At 62.4% G+C, this 20,473-nt stretch carries 18 protein-coding genes and 1 pseudogene; all 19 read right to left on the reverse strand.

Going from position 1 to position 20,473, the window contains the following annotated elements; translation table 11 throughout:
- Positions 1–733: pseudogene (locus ACH2CW_RS00520) on the reverse strand (acyl-CoA dehydrogenase family protein); the annotation flags it as partial.
- A 102-nt stretch (positions 734–835) separates the two neighbouring features.
- Positions 836–2,479: an acyl-CoA carboxylase subunit beta gene (locus ACH2CW_RS00525; protein WP_395054749.1), complete on the reverse strand. Its 1,644-nt coding sequence runs from the start codon at positions 2,477–2,479 to the stop codon at positions 836–838.
- Positions 2,476–3,360, reverse strand: a complete 885-nt coding sequence (locus ACH2CW_RS00530) for an SDR family oxidoreductase (RefSeq protein WP_395054751.1) — start codon at positions 3,358–3,360, stop codon at positions 2,476–2,478. The genes ACH2CW_RS00525 and ACH2CW_RS00530 overlap by 4 nt, the downstream gene beginning before the upstream one ends.
- Positions 3,357–4,082 carry a TetR family transcriptional regulator gene (locus ACH2CW_RS00535; protein WP_395054753.1) on the reverse strand — a complete coding sequence of 242 codons (726 nt, stop codon included), beginning with the start codon at positions 4,080–4,082 and terminating at the stop codon, positions 3,357–3,359. Before ACH2CW_RS00535 ends, ACH2CW_RS00530 begins: the two co-directional genes overlap by 4 nt.
- Before the next feature lie 186 nt (positions 4,083–4,268).
- Complete coding sequence (locus ACH2CW_RS00540) at positions 4,269–5,036, reverse strand: enoyl-CoA hydratase (RefSeq protein WP_395054755.1); 768 nt, start codon at positions 5,034–5,036, stop codon at positions 4,269–4,271.
- Positions 5,033–5,632: a 2-hydroxychromene-2-carboxylate isomerase gene (locus ACH2CW_RS00545; protein ID WP_395054757.1), complete on the reverse strand. Its 600-nt coding sequence runs from the start codon at positions 5,630–5,632 to the stop codon at positions 5,033–5,035. The genes ACH2CW_RS00540 and ACH2CW_RS00545 overlap by 4 nt, the downstream gene beginning before the upstream one ends.
- Positions 5,632–6,375 (reverse strand): SDR family oxidoreductase, encoded by a 744-nt coding sequence (locus tag ACH2CW_RS00550; RefSeq protein WP_395054759.1) that lies wholly within the window; start codon positions 6,373–6,375, stop codon positions 5,632–5,634. The genes ACH2CW_RS00545 and ACH2CW_RS00550 overlap by 1 nt, the downstream gene beginning before the upstream one ends.
- Entirely contained in the window at positions 6,372–7,181 is an 810-nt protein-coding gene (locus ACH2CW_RS00555) for an acyl-CoA thioesterase (RefSeq protein ID WP_395054761.1), read from the reverse strand. The genes ACH2CW_RS00550 and ACH2CW_RS00555 overlap by 4 nt, the downstream gene beginning before the upstream one ends.
- 27 nt (positions 7,182–7,208) lie before the next feature.
- Entirely contained in the window at positions 7,209–8,108 is a 900-nt protein-coding gene (locus tag ACH2CW_RS00560) for an alpha/beta fold hydrolase (protein ID WP_395054763.1), read from the reverse strand.
- Between the two features lie 125 nt (positions 8,109–8,233).
- Positions 8,234–9,433, reverse strand: a complete 1,200-nt coding sequence (locus ACH2CW_RS00565) for an acetyl-CoA C-acyltransferase (protein ID WP_395054765.1) — start codon at positions 9,431–9,433, stop codon at positions 8,234–8,236.
- A 21-nt stretch (positions 9,434–9,454) separates the two neighbouring features.
- On the reverse strand, positions 9,455–9,967 hold the full coding sequence (locus ACH2CW_RS00570; protein WP_395054767.1) for a DUF4442 domain-containing protein: 513 nt from the start codon (positions 9,965–9,967) through the stop codon (positions 9,455–9,457).
- A 141-nt stretch (positions 9,968–10,108) separates the two neighbouring features.
- Positions 10,109–12,523 carry a 3-hydroxyacyl-CoA dehydrogenase/enoyl-CoA hydratase family protein gene (locus ACH2CW_RS00575; protein WP_395054769.1) on the reverse strand — a complete coding sequence of 805 codons (2,415 nt, stop codon included), beginning with the start codon at positions 12,521–12,523 and terminating at the stop codon, positions 10,109–10,111.
- Positions 12,524–12,538: 15 nt separating this feature from the next.
- A complete protein-coding gene (locus tag ACH2CW_RS00580) occupies positions 12,539–12,979 on the reverse strand; it encodes a DUF2147 domain-containing protein (protein ID WP_395054771.1) in 441 nt (146 codons plus the stop codon).
- Between the two features lie 38 nt (positions 12,980–13,017).
- Positions 13,018–14,814, reverse strand: a complete 1,797-nt coding sequence (locus tag ACH2CW_RS00585) for an acyl-CoA dehydrogenase C-terminal domain-containing protein (RefSeq protein WP_395054773.1) — start codon at positions 14,812–14,814, stop codon at positions 13,018–13,020.
- A gap of 45 nt (positions 14,815–14,859) precedes the next feature.
- Positions 14,860–15,558, reverse strand: a complete 699-nt coding sequence (locus ACH2CW_RS00590; RefSeq protein ID WP_395054775.1) for a TetR/AcrR family transcriptional regulator — start codon at positions 15,556–15,558, stop codon at positions 14,860–14,862.
- A gap of 128 nt (positions 15,559–15,686) precedes the next feature.
- Positions 15,687–18,038 carry a PAS domain-containing protein gene (locus ACH2CW_RS00595; protein WP_395054777.1) on the reverse strand — a complete coding sequence of 784 codons (2,352 nt, stop codon included), beginning with the start codon at positions 18,036–18,038 and terminating at the stop codon, positions 15,687–15,689.
- A 43-nt stretch (positions 18,039–18,081) separates the two neighbouring features.
- On the reverse strand, positions 18,082–18,930 hold the full coding sequence (locus ACH2CW_RS00600) for a fumarylacetoacetate hydrolase family protein (protein ID WP_395054779.1): 849 nt from the start codon (positions 18,928–18,930) through the stop codon (positions 18,082–18,084).
- Between the two features lie 23 nt (positions 18,931–18,953).
- Positions 18,954–19,700, reverse strand: coding sequence for an SDR family NAD(P)-dependent oxidoreductase (locus tag ACH2CW_RS00605; protein WP_395054781.1), 747 nt, complete (start codon positions 19,698–19,700; stop codon positions 18,954–18,956).
- Positions 19,697–20,440, reverse strand: coding sequence for an SDR family oxidoreductase (locus ACH2CW_RS00610; protein WP_395054783.1), 744 nt, complete (start codon positions 20,438–20,440; stop codon positions 19,697–19,699). The genes ACH2CW_RS00605 and ACH2CW_RS00610 overlap by 4 nt, the downstream gene beginning before the upstream one ends.
- Between the last annotated feature and the right edge of the window lie 33 nt (positions 20,441–20,473).

Consider the following 20,473-nt stretch of genomic DNA (forward strand, 5'->3'; position numbering starts at 1 on the left):
CACAGCCGCTCTTCCTGGAACTGCTGCATCTGGTAGATAAAACCCTGCCTTCGGCGCCTATCAGATTGCGCTGGGGCGCGCGCACCTCGTCAAAGTAGATGAGGCCGGTGTCGCTGGAATGCATGCCGATCTTGCGGATCTTTTTGGCCTTCTCGATACCCTTGGTATCCATTGGCACCATCACCAGCGTCTTGTTCTTGTGCGGCGCGCCGTCGCCGGTGTTGACCAGCATACACATCCAGTCGGCCTGCAGGCTGTTGGTGATCCACATCTTCTGGCCGCTGATCACGTAGTCATCGCCGTCCTTGCGCGCATGGCTTTTGATCGACGCCACATCGCTGCCGGCGCCCGGCTCGCTGACACCGATGCAGCCCACCGTGTCGCCAGCAATTGCCGGCGCCAGGAACTCGCGCTTGAGCTCCTCGCTGCCAAAACGTGCCAGCGCCGGCGTGCACATGTCGGTCTGCACACCAATGGCCATCGGCACACCGCCGCAGTCAATGTGGCCCAGCGCCTCGGCCATTGCCACGCCGTAGGAATAGTCGAGGCCCGCGCCACCGTATTCCTCGGGCTTGGTCAGACCCAGCAGACCCAGATTGCCAAGCTTCTTGAAAACCTGGTGCGCGGGAAATATTTCAGCCGCTTCCCACTCGTCCACATGCGGGTTGATCTCGGCGTCGATGAAACGCTTGAGGGTTTTCTGGATTTCGAGGTGTTCGTGGGTGTATTGCATTTTGGGCTCCTTTGCTCTCTTTGTTTTGTCATTGCGGGCTTGATCCGCCATACAGGGTGGCGCGCGCATGGATGCCGGATCAAGTCCGGCATGACAGTCACTTCACATTCGCGCAACTCCAAACTGCATCGGCCGCAGTTGCCGCGTGTCGGCCTCGGCACACATGGCCAGACATTGCGCGAGTACCGCGCGTGTGTCGCGCGGGTCAATCACGCCGTCGTCGAGCAACAGGCCCGAGGTGTAAAACGCGTCGGCCTGGGCCTCGAACAGGGCCACAATCTTGTCGAACTGCGCCTGCGACTGCGCCGCATCCACGGCGATGCCCTTGCGCACCATCGCCGCCTCGGTGACGATCTGCATGGTGCGCGCCGCCTGCTCGCCGCCCATGACGGCGGTTCTGGCGTTGGGCCAGCTGAACAGAAAGCGCGGCGCATAACCGCGCCCGCACATGCCGTAGTTCCCCGCGCCAAACGAGGCGCCGCACTGGATGGTGATCTGCGGCACGGTGGCGCTGGTGACCGCCTGGATCATCTTGGAGCCGTGTTTGATCATGCCGGCCTGTTCACTGTCCTTGCCGACCATGTAACCGGTGGTGTTTTGCAGGTAAACGATGGGATGGCCCAACTGGCACAACATCTGGATGAAATGGGTCGCCTTGTTGGCACCTACGACATCAATCGGGCCGTTGTTGCTGATGATGCCGACCGCATGACCGTCGATGGACGCCTGCACGCAGACCGTGGCTGCGCCATACAGCGCCTTGAAGGGCAGGACGTCAGAGCCGTCCACCAGGCGCGCGATCACCTCGTGCATGTCCACCGGCTGGCGCAGGTCGGTACTCATCAGCCCAAGCAGGTCGGACGCCGGGTACAGCGGTTCGTTTGCTACTGAATTGATAGCTGCTTGCGCTTTCCCGATATGGGCTGAAGGTCTGTTTGACCATGAAGAGCGGGCCAGCACCTGGCGCGCAAGCCCGAGTGCCTGCCGGTCATCTTCAGCCAACTGCTCGCCCAGGCCGGAGACACTGGCGTGCATCTCGGCGCCACCCAGTTCCTCTTCGGTCGCCACTTCGCCGGTCGCGGCCATCAGCAGCGGGGGCCCGGCCAGAAAGGCACGCGAACGGTTTCGCACCAGAATCACCACATCCGACAGGCCCGGCATGTAGGCGCCGCCGGCCGTGCCCGAGCCGTGCTGCACCGTGATCACCGGTATACCCGCGCTTGAGAGCCGCGCCAAATTGCGAAACAGCGCGCCACCGTGGACAAAACCCTCAACGCGGTAACGCATCAGGTTGGCGCCGGCACTTTCGACCAAGTGAATGAAGGGCAGCTTGTTTTGCAGCGCGATCTCCTGCACCCGCAATATCTTGTCCAGCCCCATGGCCTGGATCGCGCCAGCCTCGATACCCGAATCACTGGCGACGACCATGCAGCGCACACCTTCGACGAAGCCGATGCCGGCGACAACGCCACCTCCCGGAACCGACAGCGCAGCCTCCCTGTTGTCCTGCATGAAACCTGCCAGCGAACACAAAGGCACGTAGGGTGCGCCGGGATCCAGCAGCAAGGCCACCCGTTCGCGTGGCAACAACTGGCCGCGCTTGTCGAACACCGGTTTTGAGTTGGCCGAGGCCTGCGCCGCTCGCTCTTCCAGCGCCCGCAGTGCCGCGATGCGCGCCAGCATGGCCTCGCGGCGCTGCACGGCCTCGCTGGCTTCTGCATTCCAGGCGGACTGGAAAACAGTCATTTCTGAAAAACCTTGGGCACCGTCGCCAGATGAAACCCGTCGAAGGGCTTGACCGCGTCGCGCTGTTGCGCCTCGGCATCCGGCAGGCGCATCGGCCAGCCCAAACGCACCTGCGGTCGCGCACCGTCCACACGCAGCACCGTGCCACTGATGAAACTGGCCGCCGGGCTGAGCAAAAACACGATTGCTGCCGAGGTTTCCGCCTCGGTACCGAAACGACCCGCCGGCACAGTGTTGCGCATCTCACGCAGCATGGCGCCGGCCTCAGGTGGGTAGTGGTCCATGCCGCTGGAAGCGATGTAACCCGGCGCCACCGCATTGACCCGCACACCGCTGTGCGCCCACTCGGCGGCTGCAGTTTCGGTGAAGCTGACCATGCCGGCCCGCGCCGCCCCGCTGTGACCCATGGATGGCATGGAGCCCCAGATGTCGGCCACGATGTTGACGATGGCGCCGCCCCGCGCAGCCATGGACTGCAGGTAACACTCGCGCGCCATCAAAAAACCACCGGTCAGGTTGGTGTTGATCACGGCCTCCCAGCCCTTGGCCGAGATGCTTTCGAGCGGGGTGATGTACTGACCGCCCGCGTTGTTGACCAGACCGTCGATTCGGCCGTGCGCGAGCACGATGGCCGCCACCGTTGCCTGCACCGCAGCTTCCTGCCGGATGTCGCAGGGGTGGAAACTCACGCGGCCGCCGGCAGCAACGATCTCCCCGGCCACGTCATGTAATTTTTCAATCTTGCGGCCGATCAGCACCACATGGGCGCCGAGTGCGGCCAGTTCATGCGCGGTGCAGCGGCCAATACCTGATCCGCCGCCGGTGACCACCACCACCTTGCCGGCAAACAGGCCGGCAATAAACACGGAGCGGTAACTCATGATCGGGTTCTCCTTGGAGGGGCGGCCTTTGCTTCGCCGATGAACAGCGCCATCGCCGCATCGGCCAGTTCATCGAGCGACGCGCCTTTTTTGGCGTCAAACCACTGCACCGACCAGTTCAGCGCACCGAACATCAGCAGGCGCGCGAGTTTGACCGGGCAGCGCAGCCGCCCTTGACGGTGCAGCGCCTCCAGCACCGGCGCCCAGACGGCCTCGTAGTCACCTTGCAGTTTGGCCAGCAGGCTGCGCTGTTTGGCCGTGACGGAACGCGATTCATACAGCATCACCGGAATGAAGTCGCTGCCAGGGCCCAGCAGCACATCGAAGTGGTTTCTCACCAGGATGCGCAGCAAGGCCGCGGCGTCGGGCGCCGCATGCTCTGCAGCCTGGAGCGCAGCGGTCTGCCGCGTGATGGCCGACTGCATGCCCTCGGCCATCACCGCATGCAGCAGCGCGCCCTTGCTCTTGAAGTGATAAAACGGCGATCCGCTGTGCATGCCGACCGCCGTCGCGATGTCGCGCGTGCTGGTGCCGTCAAAACCCTTGCGGCGAAACAGGCGCGCTGCCGCGTGAACCAGCTCGACGCGGCGGTTGCCGTCGTCGCGCTCAGCCACGGTTTTACGCGGTCGACCGCGCGGGCGCTTGTCGGTTAAACCTGCTGCCCCTTCCAGGCCAGCGGGCAGGCTTTCCGCGGAGCGTTTGCGTGCGTGGGGGGCGTCCATGGAAATCGACCATACCAAAAGTCGATATTTTTAGCAAGCAGGTGCTTTGTATAAATAAAAGCCCTGCGCCAGCCGCCGATCTGGCGGGCTGCTGGGCAGGGCAGTTCTGAGGTCCGGATTGGCAACTGCTACGAAATAGATAGCTGTCGAGACCCATTTTTTATGGGCTCCGAGCCAGTTTACTGCTCAAAGTTTGGAAAAATCGGGTTTGCGTTTTGCCATGAAGGCGCCAAAAGCTTCCTTCGCGGCGGGCTCGCCCAACATTCGGCTGAAACTTGCGCCCTCCTCATCCATCTGCTGTTGAACCAGTTGCTGCTGGCCCTTCTTCATCAGGCGTTTGGTTTCGACCAGCGACGTCAGTGGTTTGGCCGCAAGTTTGCGTGCGACAGCCTGTGCCAGGCCACTGGCTTCGGTAGGTGGCACGACGCGGTTGACCAGGCCCACCTCCAGCGCCGCCTCGGCCATGAAGGGCTCGCCCAGCAGCAAGGCCTCGGCCGCACGGTGGTAGCCCAGCATCTGCGGTACCAGCAGGCTCGAAGCCGCCTCAGGGCACAGACCCAGATTCACGAAGGGCATGGAGAAGGCGGCGTTGTCGCCGGCATACACCAGATCGCAGTGCAGCAGCAGGGTGGTGCCCACGCCAACGGCCGGACCGCAAACCGCCGCCAGCAGCGGCTTGGGAAAAGCGGCGATGCTGCGCAGGAAACGGAATACCGGCGAATCCATGCCGGCAGGCGGCTTGTTCAGAAAGTCACCGATGTCATTGCCCGCGCTGAAAATGGTTTCGTGGCCCTGCAGCACCACCACACGCACACCGGGATCTTCCACCGCCGTGGCCAGCGCGTCGGCCATGGCGCCGTACATGGCGGCGGTGATCGAGTTCTTGCGCTCCAGCCGGTTCAGGGTGATGGTCATCACCCCAGCTTCTGTATGGGTGAGGATGTCATTGCTCATGTTGCTGCTTTCAGTGCTTGTTGTACGAAGTCGAGCCGGTCCTGCCCCCAGAACATCTGACCATCGACGAAAAAGGTGGGCGCGCCGAACACGCCACGTTCGACCGCCTCCTGGGTGATGGCCTTCAGGCGGTCTTTCACCGCCTGCTCGCCCGTCAGACTCAGAAGGGCCATCGGATCAAAACCCGCTGCCTGCAAAACGGCGCCGACAACGACGGGATCGTTCATGTTCTTGGCTTCCGCCCAGATCGCGTTATACACAGCATCCAGGTAAGGTACAAAACGCGCGGGATCGTGTACCTGGAGTCCGACAGCGCCACGCATCAGCATCAGGGTGTTGATCGGGAAATGCGGGTTCTCCTGAAAGGCCACGCTGTAACGCGCTGCGAAGCGGCCCAGATCGTCCATCATGTAGCGGCCTTTTGCCGGCACGGTGGTGGGCGAATGATTGCCCGTGGCCTGGAACACACCGCCGAGCAACATCGGTTTGTAGTCGATGGCCGCGCCGGTTTCACAACACACCTGGGGCAACTGTTTCCAGGCGATGTAGGCGGCCGGGCTGCCCACATCAAAAAAGAACTCGACGGTTTTTGGCATCAGAACTTCTCCATGTAGGGTCGCAGATCCAGCTCGTGGGTCCAGGCATCGCGCGGCTGGCGGTGCAGCATCCAGTAGGTGTCGGCAATGTGGTCGGGATTCACAACCCCGCCCTGGTCTTTCATTGCGTATCGGTCGGGGAAGTTGTCGCGGATGAAAGCCGTATCGATGGCGCCATCCACCACGACGTGCGCCACATGGATGCCGCGCGGCCCGAGTTCACGTGCCATGCTTTGCGCCAGCGCGCGCAGGGCATGTTTGGCGCCGGCGAAGGCCGCGAAATTGGCGCCGCCGCGCAGCGAGGCGGTCGCGCCGGTGAAGATGATGGTGCCCTTGTGGCCATCGCCGTCGCGTTGCACCATGCGTTTGGCCACTTCACGGCCATTGAGGAAACCGCCGAAGCAGGCCATTTCCCAGATCTTGAAATACTTGCGCGCCGTCTCATCAAGAATACTGCTGGGGGCATTAGCGCCAATGTTGAAGACCAACACCTCGATGGGGCCAACGGTGGACTCGATCTGCTCGACCAGCGCAACCACTTCTTCTTCCTTGCGCGCGTCCGATGCAAAGCCGTGGGCCTGACCGCCGTCACTGCGAATCTGTGCGAGCAGCGGCTGCAGCTTGTCGAGGCTGCGGCGCGTCACGCAGGCGGTGTAGCCTTCGCGCGCAAAACGGCGCGCAATCGCGCCACCAGTGGCATCCCCGGCACCAATGATGAGGGCGACCGTGTTTTTCAAAGTCATTCCTTGTAATAAACCACTTGGTGGGTCGTCACGAGCAAGTCGCCGGACTCGTTCCACAACTGCGCCGTCTGGTCAAAATAACCGTTGCGAAAGGCTTGGGCCTGGGTCTGGCCCAGCAGGTAGCCACTACCGGTGGACTGCAGCAACGCGGCGTCGGCGTGGTAATACACCGTCATCGACACCGTGCCTATGGGCACCAGCAAAGGGCGGCGGCGCCAGACACGGGGAAAAAATACGTCTGACAGCGCGGTCAGCGAGGCGAAGTCCAGCAGTCGCGGCGGGTCGTCGCGCAACCACAGGCGGGTGCGGCTGATGCCTTGGTCGGTGCCATCCCAGTCGGCAGGAAGCGCGCCTTCGGCAAAACGCATCTCATACCGCTTGACCCATTCGACCCGCGCCGGGCCCGTGCCACGCACCACGTCGGCTGGTGGCGGAACTTCGGGCATCGTGTGTTCATCCGCGCCCCAGGTGTCGCGCCGCAGCCCGAAAAACGCCGTGGCCGTCAATACCGTCTCGCCGTATTGCTGCATCTCGATGACCCAGTGCTGGGTAGAACGGTTGGTCCGTGCCGGCCGTGCGCTCACGGTAAACGGCCCGTCAGCCAGTGCTGCGGCGAAGTTGACAGTCAGCGAAATCGGATCACCCAGGCGCTGCGGATGCTGCAGCACGGCGCTCAGAGCCTGCGCTGCGGTGACGCCGCCGAATGGCCCGACCATGTTGGCATAGGCTGCGCTGGTGCGACCGAGAAAGCTGCCATCGGCCTGTGCCTGCAGGGCCACGGCCAAATCAAAAGGATGAGAGCTCATGGTGCGAGTATGCCGCCCTTGACGGGCTCAGGCAGTCGTGCCGGCGACGCCAGCCTGCGCGGGCAGCGGCTGCATGCGTTCGAGCATCTGCACCGTGCGCGGCCACAGGGAATCGCTGAACTGCTGACGAAAAAACCCGAAGTGCCCGATGCGTTTGACGCCCAGATCCGCCGGTGTGATGCGTTCAAAACTGCGCGGTGCATCGGTGTACAGTTTGATCAGGTTTTGTGTGCCGCGCCATGTCATCAGTTCGTCGTCGGTGATGGACAGCGCCAGCACCGGGAAACGGGCCCGCGCATAACTCCGACGTGCGCCCTCCCCTTCGGCGCCCACGCTGTACTCCGGGTTCAGACACCATTTGCGCCACTGCAGCATCACGCCGGCGGGCAGGTCGCCCACTTTCTTGAGTTTGCGTCCTGGAAAATAGCCGTACAGGCGCGTGGCCAGCGGCACCAGCACGTACCAGAAATACAGCACCATGCGCTTGAGCTGCGGTGCGTTGTCGCGCCAGTAGCCGCTGCCGGCAGCAATACTGACCAAGCCGTCGATCTTGCTTTGGTTGTTCAGCAAACCTGGCAGTTGCGCGCCCAGGCTGTGGCCCAACAGGTACAGGGGTGCATCCGGCATGGCCGCTTTGGCGCCGTCCACCACGGCCTCATAGTCGCTGGCCCAGTCAAAAAGATCGGCCTTGAAGCCACGCAAGCCGCCATGGGCCGTGTCTGGCAAAGACTCGCCGGAGCCCCGGTAGTCAAAGGTCGTGACACGAAAGCCCTGGCCAGCGAGCCACTCGGCAAACGGCGCGTAGTAGTCCTGCCGCACACCCATCGCCCCGCCGATCACCACGCTGGCGCGTTCAGGACTGGCTGACTCGTAAACGCGAAGTGCGATCATCGCGCCTCCGCTGCTGGCAATCGTCACGCTCTTCATTGCACTCTCCCGATTCTCGGCTGCAAATTTCAAGGCCGTCGTGGAGCCGGCTTTGCCGGGCCACCAACGGCGTCCCCCCGCGCTCGAGGGGAAGACGCCGAAGGCGGCTCAGGGGGGGAGGGTCGTCAGACCCTTTCAAATATTCCGGCGGCGCCTTGCCCCATCCCCACACACATCGTCACCATCCCGTACTTCAGCTGGTGCCTGTGCAGCGCATGGATCACGGTGGCGGCACGGATGGCCCCGGTTGCGCCCAGCGGATGGCCCAGCGCAATCGCCCCGCCCATCGGGTTGACTTTCGCGGCATTCAGGCCCAGGGTGTTGATCACCGCCAGCGACTGTGCCGCAAAAGCTTCATTCAGTTCATACCAGTCAATGTCGTCCTGCTTGAGACCCGCGTAACGCAGCGCAGCCGGAATCGCCTCAATCGGTCCAATACCCATGATGTGCGGTGGCACACCCTTGGCCGCGTAACTGACAAAACGCGCGAGTGGTTTCAGGCCGTGTTCCTCCACCGCCTTTTCACTGGCCAGGATCAGCGCGCCGGCGCCGTCCGAGGTCTGCGAGCTGTTGCCGGCCGTGACCGAGCCGCGCGCGGCAAACACCGTCTTGAGTTTGGCCAGGCCTTCGAGCGAGGTGTCAGGGCGCGGACCTTCATCAAGGCTGACTGTGCGGGTTTTGGCCATCACTTCGCCGCTTTCGAGGTCTGGCGAACGGTCGGTCACTTCCACTGGCGTGATCTCGGCCGTGAACTCACCGTCCTTCTGCGCCTTCATCGCCTTCTGGTGTGACTCCAGGGCAAACTGGTCCTGCGCGTCACGCGAGACCTTCCACTGCTGCGCGACCTTTTCAGCGGTCAGGCCCATGCCGTAAGCGATGCCGATGTTTTCATCGTTGCCAAACATGGCGGGCGACAGCGAGGGCGAGTTGCCCGACATCGGCACCATGCTCATGCTTTCGGTGCCGGCGGCAATCATCACATCGGCTTCACCGACACGGATGCGGTCGGCCGCCATCTGAATGGCGGACAGGCCAGAGGCACAGAAACGGTTCACGGTGATGCCGCCCACACTGGTCGGCAGACCGGCCAGTACCGCACCTATACGTGCGATGTTCAGGCCCTGCGGTCCCTCGGGAATGGCGCAACCGCAAATGATGTCCTCGATCGCTTTCGGGTCCAGTGTCGGCACCTGCGCTAAAGCGGCCTGCAAGGCACGCACCAGCAGGTCGTCGGGTCGGGTGTTGCGAAAAAAGCCGCGGTGCGAGCGCCCGATGGGTGTGCGCGTGGCGGCAACGATGTAGGCTTCCTGGACTTGTTTGGCCATGATAGTTTCTTTCAATTCCTGTTAACTTTTTCGCGGACCGGAAGGTATCCAGGCCCACACGAATTCACATTCGACCGGGTTCACGCCGGTCTCGTCGGTCACGGTGACCGCCACGGTGACTTCACCCTTGTCACTGGCCTGCATCAAGGCGCGCTGCTCATCAGTCAACGTGGCGACGGCACGCAGCGACCCGGTCGCGCGTTTCCTGAAAGCCATCTTCAATTCCTTGGCGAGTGGGATGCAGTCGTCGCGCACATTCATGCCCACCACCATGCCGGTCGCGGTTTCGGCCAGCAGGTTCATTGCCGAGGCATGGATGCCGCCGATGTGGTTCTGCACCTTCTTCTCGTTTTTGACACCGACCTCGACCCGACGGGTCGTCATCTCCACAAAGTCCAGCCCCGCCGTCCCGGTGAAAGGCACGGCACGGTGCATCACGACACCCCGAAAAAACGTGCGCGCAAACACCGGCAGGTCCAACAGCCGGTTCAGCTGGCGTTCGAGGCGGTTGGGATTGTTGTGTGGCGTGTTCATACAGTGCGATTCGTGATTGAGAAAGCGTAGCGAGGAGGCATCAGGCTAGGCGCGGGTGCCCGGAAGCAACCGGAACGTACTCCAGTACGTGAGGATTGGTTCTGGGCTGCAACGACGCATGATGGCTCCGCAGTAGCTTTATCAATTACGAAGAGGTTTGCCCGTGCTCATCATTCCCATGATCCGCTCCTGGGTCTTGGGGTGTTCCAGCAAGGAGCAGAAGGCCTTGCGCTCCAGCGTCATCAAATACTCTTCCGTCACCAGCGAACCGGCATCAACATCGCCGCCGCAGACCACGTTGGCGATCAGACTGGCAATGTGGAAGTCGTGTGCGCTGATGAAACCGCCGTCGCGCATGTTGACGAGTTGTCCCTGGATGGTCGCCAGGCCGCTGCGGCCCACGACGGGAAAGGGCCGCTTGTGTGGCGCGCGGTAGCCCGAATTGAACAGCGCGCGCGCTTCGTTCAGCGCCACATACAACAACTCGTCCTTGTTCGGCACGATCACGTCGCTGTCGAGCAGATACCCAATCTTGCGGCTCTCGATCGCGCTGGTGCCGACCTTGGCCATGGCCGCAGCGGTGAAACCTTCGGTCAGGAAAGGCAGTACGTCCTTGTTGGTCGACGCGGCAGCATTCTCGGCAGCGCGGCGTGCGATGTAGGTCAGGCCACCGGCGCCGGGCACCAGGCCGACACCAACTTCCACCAGCCCGATATAACTTTCCATCGCCGCCACCCGTTTGGCGGAATACACCGCCAGCTCGCAGCCGCCGCCCAGGGCGAGCCCGCGAACGGCGGAGACCACCGGCACAGCCGCATACCGCAGCTTGAGCATGACGTTTTGCATCTCGGCCTCCGCGCCTTCCACGGCCGACACCCCGGCCATCATGAAGGCGGGCAGCATGGCTTGCAGATCGGCACCGGCCGAGAACATCTCGTCGTTGGACCAGATCACCAGGCCCTTGTAGCTCTTCTCGGCAATATCCACCGCCATCGCCAGGCCTTCGACCACGTCGGGCCCAATCGCATGCATCTTGGTCTTGATGCTGGCGATCACCACGTCGCCCTGTTCGCCGTCCAGCGTCCACAGGCGGATCGAATCATCCTCATGCAAGGTGGTGCCGGCGGTGGTGAAGGAAGGCGCCCTGGCGCCGAGCACATCTTCGGGAAAGAACTGGCGCTGATACACCGGCAACTGACGGCGCGGAATAAACTTCTTCGCCGAAGCGCTCCAGGACCCCTCCGGCGTATGCACCCCGCCGGTATCGGCCACCGGGCCTTTGAACACCCAGTCGGGCAGCGGCGCGCTGCTGATGGCCTTGCCCGCATCAATATCTTCCCTGATCCAGTGGGCTACCTGGAGCCAGCCGGCTTCCTGCCAGAGCTCGAATGGGCCCTGCTTGGCGCCAAACCCCCAGCGCATCGCAAAGTCGATGTCGCGCGCGGTTTCGGCAATGGTCGCCAGATGCACGGCAGCGTAATGAAACTGGTCGCGCAAAATGGCCCACAGGAAACGCGGCTCGGCGCCCTCGGCGTTGCGCAACAGCTTCAGGCGTTCACCTGCCGGCTTTTTGAGCATGCGTCCGACCACCTCATTGGCCTTGGCGCCGCCGGGCACGTACTCCATGCTTTCGGGGTCCAGTCGCAGAATGTCGCGACCGACTTTTTTGTAGAAACCGGCGCCGGTTTTCTGGCCCAGGCTTTTGCTCTCCAGCAATTTCGCCAGCACAGGCGGCGTGCCGTAGATATCGGAGAAAGGATCTGCCGCCTTGCCGGGGCCCAGGTTGTCCTGCAGCGTTTTGATCACATGGGCCATGGTGTCCAGGCCCACCACGTCGGCGGTGCGGAAGGTGCCGGAACTCGCGCGGCCCAATTTCTTGCCGGTCAGGTCATCGACCACGTCATAGCTCAATCCGAAGGTCTCGGCTTCCTTGATGGTGGCCAGCATGCCGGCGATGCCAACGCGATTCGCCACAAAGTTGGGGGTGTCATGCGCGCGGATCACACCCTTGCCCAGGCCGCTGGTCACAAAAGCTTCAAGGTCGTCCAGCACCTTAGGCTCGGTCGTCGGTGTGTTGATCAACTCGACCAACGCCATGTAACGCGGCGGGTTGAAGAAGTGGATGCCGCAGAAACGCGGTTTGATGGATGCGGGCAAGGCTTCGCTGAGCGTGGTGATCGACAGGCCGGAGGTGTTGCTGGCGACAATCGCGCCTTCACCAATGAACGGCGCGATCTTGTGGTACAGATCGGTCTTCCAGTCCATGCGCTCGGCAATCGCCTCGATGATCAGGTCGCATTCCTTCAGAACATCCATGTGTTCTTCGTAGTTGGCCTGCTGGATCAGCGCAGCGTCTTCAGGCACACCGAGCGGCGCGGGCTTGAGCTTCTTTAGGCCTTCGACCGCCTTGATGACGATGCCATTTTTCGGGCCTTCTTTGGCGGGAAGGTCGAACAGCACAACCGGCACCTTGAGGTTGACCAGATGCGCGGCAATCTGCGCACCCATCACACCGGCGCCGAGCACGGCGACTTTTTTGACTTGAAAACGTGACATGGTTTTTCCAGAAAATTATTGGATACGGACCCAGGTCTGGGTGCGGCCGATGAACGCCATGCCGACATAGGCATGCACGTCCAGTTTTTTGCCACTGTCGGCGGGAGTCAGCTTCAGGGAATAAATCGTTCCGCCCTCGGGGTCCACGATCTTTCCGCCCTCCCAGACGTTTTTGCCTTCGGCCTTCTTCGCGCCGCGCATCAGCTCCAGGCCAATCAGCGGCTTGTCCTTGCGGTCGTCAGGGCACTTGTCGCAAACGGCGTTCTGGTCAGCCCCCTTGCTCAGCAATTTCGAGATCCGGCCACGGAGCACGCCCGAGCTCTCCGTGATGACGACCTCGGACTTGGCTTCGCCCGTGGCATCGTCGATAGTTCGCCATGTGCCCACCGGCGTCATCTGGGCAAAGCCGGAGACACAACTTGCTCCCAAAATAATAGCTGTCAACGCACGGTACATATGGGCTCCAGGCCTAAAAAACTTAAGGTTTTGGGCCATCACGCCAGTGCGGCGTCGGTGTCCATCAGTACCTTGCTGCCGCTGCGCGCAGTGCGCATCAATGTCGCCGTCTCGGGGAACAACTTGGCGAAATAAAACCGTGCGGTCTGCAGCTTGGCGACATAGAAGGCATCGGTATTTCCAGCCGCAATTTCCCGCAGCGCCACTTGCGCCATGCGGGCCCAGAAGTAGCCAAACACCAAGTGACCCGCGACGCGCAGGTAGTCCACGGCGGCGGCACCTACCTCGTCAGGGTTCTGAAAACCCTTGAAGCCGAGTTCGGTCGTGAACTTGGTCATCTGGTCAGCCAGATAGGCCAGCGGGTTGATGAACTCGGCCATCTTCTCGTTGACGCCTTCTTCAGCCACCAGCGCGCCTATCAGCTTGCCGAATTTTTTCAGCGTGGCGCCGTTGTTGCCGAGGATCTTGCGGCCCAGCAGGTCCAGCGACTGGATGGTGTTGGTGCCCTCATAAATCATGTTGATGCGGTTGTCGCGCACAAACTGCTCCATGCCCCATTCCTTGATGAAGCCATGACCGCCGAAAACCTGCATGCAGGCATTGGTGGAGATATGGCCGTTGTCGGTCAGGAAGGCCTTGACGATGGGTGTCAGCAGCGAGAGGATTTCACCGCTGTCCTTGCGGACTTTTTCGTCGGGGTGGTAATGCTCCTTGTCGAGCAGCACCGTGCAGTAGATCGCCAGCGCGCGGCCGCCTTCGGCATAGGCCTTGGCGGTCAGCAGCATCTTGCGCACATCCGGGTGAACGATGATCGGGTCGGCTGGTTTGTCCTTGGCCTTGACACCCGACAGCGAACGCATCTGGAGGCGGTCCTTGGCATAAGCCAGCGCGTTCTGGTAGGCCACTTCCGTCAGGCCCAGCGACTGGTTGCCGACGCCGAGGCGGGCAGCATTCATCATCACAAACATGCCCTGCATGCCCTTGTTGGGCTGGCCGACCATGGTGCCGATCGCGCCGTCGATGACAATTTGCGCCGTGGCGTTGCCGTGGATACCCATTTTGTGTTCCAGGCCGCCGCAGTAGATGCCATTGCGCGCACCCAGCGAGCCATCGGCGTTGACCAGAAACTTGGGAACGATAAACAGGCTGACGCCCTTGATGCCGGGAGGCGCGTCGGTCACGCGGGCCAACACCAAATGGATGATGTTGCCAGCCATATCGTGTTCACCGGCGCTGATGAAAATCTTGTTGCCGGTGATTTTGTAGCTGCCGTCAGGCTGCGGCTCGGCCTTGGTGCGCATCAGACCCAGGTCGGTGCCGCAATGCGGCTCGGTCAGGCACATGGTGCCCGTCCATTCGCCGCTGGTCATTTTGTGCAGATAGGTTTTTTTCTGCTCGTCGGTCCCGTGGCTGTGCAGCGCGGCATGGGCGCCGTGCGTCAGGCCGGGGTACATGGTCCAGGCCTGGTTGGCGCTGTTGAGCATTTCATAAAAACACTGGTTGACCACCAGTGGCAGACCCTGGCCGCCGAACTCCGGGTCACCGCTCAGGGCGGGCCAGCCACCTTCAACGTACTTTTTATAGGCTTCCTTGAAACCCTTGGGCGTGGTCACCGCGTGGGTCACCGGGTCCAGCTTGCAGCCCTCCTCGTCACCGCTGACGTTGAGTGGAAGAAGCACTTCGCTGGCGAACTTGCCGCCTTCTTCCAGAATGGCGTTGATGGTGTCCACATCGGCATCGGCGTATTTGGCGATCGGCTTGAGTTCGTCGGTGACCTTGAGCACTTCGTGCATCACAAATTGCATGTCACGCAGCGGCGGGGAATATTGGGGCATGGCTATGTCCTTTGAAAGGGAAAATTAAATGGGAAAAGTAAAAGGCTAGGCGGGCCTGGCCAGCGGCGACGTCAGCGCATCGCCATTGCCGTAACGCGCCAGAATGCTCTGAAAAGCCTGCTGGGTCCGCTCGATGGAACCCGGCGTTTTGAGAAACCGTGCCTCGTAATGCAGCGCCAGAATCAGGCCGTGGATTTCGAAAGCGATCTGGCGTTCGTCGGCGTCGGGGCGCAAATGACCGGCCTCCTTGGCCAGCACAACAGCGCGGTACATGGCGGCCAGCCAGGTCTGCACCGAGGTCGCCAGTGCGTCGCGCACCGGGCCGGGGCGATCGTCAAATTCGACCGCGCCGCTGATGAAGATACAGCCCGATTGCAGCTCGACTGCCACACGTTTCATCCAGTTGCCAAACAGCGCCTGCACACGCGGCAGACCTTTCGCTTCCTTGAGGGCGGGGTAAAACACCTCTTCCTCAAAACGCGCGAAATATTCGCGAATCACGGAAATTTGCAGCTCTTCGCGCGAGCCGAAGTGGGCAAACACCCCGGATTTGCTCATGCGCATGACCTCTGCCAGCGCGCCTATGCTCAAGCCTTCGAGGCCAATTTGGGTGGCCAGGCCCAGGGCGGCATCCACAATCGCGGCTTTGGTTTGCTGGCCTTTTTGCATGCCAACCGGCGCCGCACGGGCGGCCTCTCGCGTTGCGGAACGGGCAGACCTGACAGGTAGTTCAGTAACAGACATGGCGGCCAGACAAAAAAGAACGACCGTTCTATTTTGCAGCAAAAGCACTGCTGAACAGGACTACCCATCAAAAAATCGGGGTTTATAGAGACCGACGTCTAGGCGAACCGAGGGTAAACCCGGAAACCCTAGCGACTTCCCTCGGAGATGACGGCCGACAGTTGCAGCGGGTCGAAAGGTTTGGTCAGGTGCAGATCAAAGCCCGCAGCCAGTGCTTTTTGCCGGTCATCCTCCTGGCCCCATCCGGTCGCCGCGATGAGCAGCGGACGGCTGCCCCAGGGCTGGGCGCGGACATGACGGGCCACCTCATACCCGTTCATACCCGGCATGCCGATGTCCAGCACCAGCACATCGGGCTGCAGTTGCGCGGCCAGCTTGACGGCTTGCAGCCCGTCGTTGGCGGTGTGAACAAGGTGGCCGTCCAGCCGCAGCAGTTCTGCCAGCACATCGACCGCATCGCGGTTATCGTCCGCCAGAAGTACCGTTCGGGTGCTGCCCGGCTGCGCGACCGGCATATCGATTGTCGGCGCCGCGGCCAGCGCCGCCGCCGCTCCGGGCAGCGTCACGACAAATCGGCTGCCGAGGTTGGCGCCCTCGCTGTGCGCCGAGACACTGCCACCATGCAGCTCCACCAAGCCCTTGACCAGGGCCAGGCCAATGCCCAAGCCGCCCTCCGAGCGATCCAGCGCCGACTGCTCCTGCGCAAACATGGCAAAAACATGGCCGATGGCCGCCTCGCTCATGCCGATACCGCTGTCCGTCACGCTGAAGCGCAAGCTCTGCCCCTCAAGCGCCACCTCCAGCGAGATACGCCCCCCCACGTCGGTGTATTTCGACGCGTTGTTCAGGAGGTTGGACAGAATCTGCGCCACCCGGACCGGGTCGGCGACCAGGTGCAGACCGGGGCTGGCAACGCTGGCACGCAAGGTCTGTTTTTTGTCGTGCGCCAGCGGCCGCGCGGTCTCCAGCGCGGTTTCAACCAGTTCATCGACCGACACCCACTCTTTCTTGAGGACAAGCCGCCGTCTGGTGATGCGCGCAATGTCAATCAGGTCGTCGAGAAGGTGCGCCATGTGCCCCACCTGGCGCCCGATAACAGCGGTGGCGCGTTCGCGCACCTGCGTCGTCGAAGCGGGGGTAGTCAATAGCTGCACCGCCGTTCGGATCGGCGCCAGCGGATTGCGCAACTCATGCGCCAGCGTGGCGAGAAACTCGTCTTTTTGCCGGTCGGCATGCTGCAGCATTTGCGCCGCGGCTCGTGCGTCTTCGATGTCGGTGGTGGTGCCGAACCAGCGCAACACGCGGCCAGCCGCATCAAGCTGAGGCACGGCATGGGCACGGAACCAGCGGTAAGCGCCATCCGCGCCGCGCAAGCGGTATTCGACCTGCCAGGCCTTATTGTCGGCGCGGACACTCTCCCAGGTCTGCCGGGCCACGGGATGGTCATCCGGGTGCAGCGCAGCCGTCCAGCCGTGGCCCAGGGCACTTTGCTCCGTCTGGCCGGTATAGGCTTGCCACTGCGAATTGAAGCGCTCCAGCCGGCCATCGGCTGCAGCCACCCACGCAATGGCAGGAATGCTGTTGGAAAAAGCCAGCAGCGCCTGCTGCGTGCGCTGCAACTCGGTGACCTCGTGGCCTTGCACAAACACGCCGTTGACTGCGCCGGTCGCGTCCCGCAGCGGCTGGTATACAAAGTCCACCCAGGCTTCGGTGGGCGGCGCATCGCGTTCACGGTTGAGCATCAGGCGCACGGACCGGCCCACATAGGGCTCCCCGGTGCTGTACACCTGGTCCAGCAGTTTGACAAAACCCTGCTCGACCACCTCGGGCAGCGCCAGGGCCAGGGGCTTGCCGATCACGTCACGAAAGCCGGTCAGTTGCACATAAGCCTGGTTGGCGATTTCAAACACGTGGGCTGGCCCGCGCATGATGGCGACAAAGCCGGGCGCCTGGCTGAACAGCGACTGCAGCCGCTCCTGCTCCGCACGCTGATGGCGTTCAGCCAGCACCATGCCGGTGGTTTCGGTACACGCGCAGAAGAACCCCGCAACGGCTCCGGTCTCGTCGCAGACCGGCGAATAGGAAAACGTGAACCAAGTGTCTTCGTCGAAACCCCGCCTATGCATGCGCAAATGCAGGTTCTCGACAAAAAGGGATTCACCACCCAGCGCGCGCGCAACCAGTGGCTCGATGTCGGCGCGAATGTCATACCAGACATCAAAAAAGGGTTGCCCCAGGGAGCGCGGATGTTTGGCCCCGAGGATGTCGGCGTAAGCCTCGTTGTACAACATGTGCAACGACGGCCCCCACGCCACAAACATCGGAAAAGCCGAACCCGCCATCAGGCTCACGACCGAGCGCAGGGACTGCGGCCATTGCTGTGGCGGGCCCAGACCCGAACCGGACCAGTCCTTCTCACGCATCAAACGGGATGTGGCGGTAGCGCCCGACAGAAAAGGCAGATCGGGTGCGGCGCTCATAAGCTGAAGTTTACCTGCCGAAGTGCCGCCAGGGCGGCGAGGCTCAGAGCTTGAACGGGACCACCAGCTGGCGCTGCTCGCCCAGGCCCTCGATACCGAGCGTCATCACGTCGCCCTTTTTCAGGTACATCGGCGGTTTCATGCCCAGGCCGACGCCGGGCGGCGTGCCGGTGGTGATCACGTCGCCGGGCAGCAAGGTCATGAACTGGCTGCAGTAGCTGACGATTTTCGCCACGCTGAAAATCATGGTTTTGGTGTTGCCGGTCTGCATGCGCTTGCCGTTGAGGTCCAGCCTCATGGCGAGTTTTTGCGGATTCGGCACATCGTCGCGCGTCACCAGCCAGGGACCGAGCGGGCCGAAAGTGTCGCAGCCTTTGCCCTTGTCCCAGGTGCCGCCGCGTTCGATCTGGAACTCGCGTTCGCTGACATCGTTGATGGTGCAGTAGCCGGCGACAAAATTGAGCGCGTCCTTTTGCGAGACATAACGGGCGCGCGTTCCAATCACCACACCGAGCTCGATTTCCCAGTCGGTCTTGACCGAACCCTTGGGCAGCATGACCGGGTCATTGGGACCCTGGATACAGCTGGTGGCCTTCATGAATACCACCGGCTCGGGCGGGATCGGCAGGCCCGACTCAGCGGCATGGTCGGCGTAGTTCAGGCCGATGGCGATGAACTTGCCGACACCCGCCACCGGACTGCCCAGGCGCGGCGAACCCTTGACCAGCGGAAGATTGGCGGTCTTGAGCTTGCGCAGTTTGGCCAGCGCAGCATCACCGAGTTGCTCGGGGCCGATGTCCTTGACCACCGCGCTGAGGTCGCGCAGCTTGCCGTCGGCATCGATGAGACCGGGCTTTTCCTTGCCGGGGTTGCCGTAACGAACGAGTTTCATGGTTTTCCTTCTGGTTAAACGAATCAGTATGTAGAACGGCCGCCGGACAAGTCAAACACGGCGCCGGTTGAGAACGAACACTCTTCGGTGCAGAGCCAGCCGACCATGGCAGCGACTTCTTCCGGCGTGCCGAAGCGGCCCATCGGGATTTTCGACAGCATGAAGGCGATGTGTTCAGGGCTCATCTGCTCGAAGATCGCGGTCTTGACGGCGGCGGGCGTCACGCAGTTGACCCGCACACCGGTGTCGGCGAGCTCCTTGCCCAGCGACTTGGTCAGCGCGATCACGGCGGCTTTGCTGGCGCTGTAAGCGCTGGCGTTCGGGTTGCCGTCCTTGCCGGCGACCGAGGCGATGTTGACGATGCGGCCGTAGTTGCGGGCCCGCATCAGCGGAACAATCTCGCGGCAGCAATAAAACAGGCCGTTGAGGTTGACCTGCATGACCTGCTGCCAGGCCTCGGGCGGGTAGTCCCAGACCTTGACGTTCGGGCCGGTCACGCCGGCGCTGTTGACCAGCACGTCGACGGCGGGCGTGTGCGCCACCGTCTGCAACACGGCGCGCACCACGCTGGCATGGTCGCCCACGTCCACCACAACAATACGCACACCGGCGCCGAGCTGAGCGGCCGCACGTGCCAACGCCTGGCTGTCCAGGTCCCACAGCGTGACACTGGCGCCCGAGGCCAGCAGGCGCTGCGCAATCGCCAAACCCAGTCCCGCCGCGCCGCCGGTGACCACCGCATGGCGATCCGCCAGGTCAAGCTGGTTCATATCGTCATGCCGCCGTCGATGTTGTAGGACTGCCCGGTCACAAAAGCAGACTCGTCGCTGGCCAGAAAGGTCACCAGCGGTGCGATCTCATGCGCTTGCGCCAGCCGCCCCATGGGCTGGCGCGCCACGAAATTCTTGCGCGCCTCCACCGGGTCCTCAAACACATTGATGCGGTCCTGCAGCGACGGCGTATCGACCGTGCCAGGGCAGATGGCATTGCAGCGAACGCCCTGCATCACGAAGTCAGCCGCCACGCTTTTGGTCAGACCGATCACCGCGGCCTTGGACGCGCCATAGATGAAGCGGTTCGGCAGCCCCTTGATGCTGCAGACACTGGCCATGTTGATGATGCTGCCGCCGCCCTTGCCGCCATGGTTGGCCAGCATTTTGGGCAGTGCGGCCTGAATGGTCCAGTACTGCGAACGCACGTTGAGGTTGAAGGCGAAGTCCCACTCTTCGTCGCTGGCCTGCAGGATGGAGCCGGCATGCACAAAGCCGGCGCAGTTGAACAGAACGTGTAGCGCCGGCATATCCGCAATCACTTTGGCGATCGCCGCCTTGTCGAGCACATTGAGCGCGACCGCATGGATGTTGGGCACACCGGCATAGGCGGTCAGCAGCTGCTCATTGACGTCGGTAGCCCAGACTTGCGCACCTTCTGCGGCCATGGCCAGCGCGCTGGCCTTGCCGATGCCCTGCCCGGCGGCCGTGACCAGCGCGGTTTTTCCTTGAAGTCTCATGGCTGCTTTTCCTTGTTGTTGCAGGTGCGGCAT

Origin of the sequence: Polaromonas sp., assembly GCF_043778355.1 — a bacterium.
Taxonomy (GTDB): Bacteria; Pseudomonadota; Gammaproteobacteria; order Burkholderiales; family Burkholderiaceae_C; genus Polaromonas.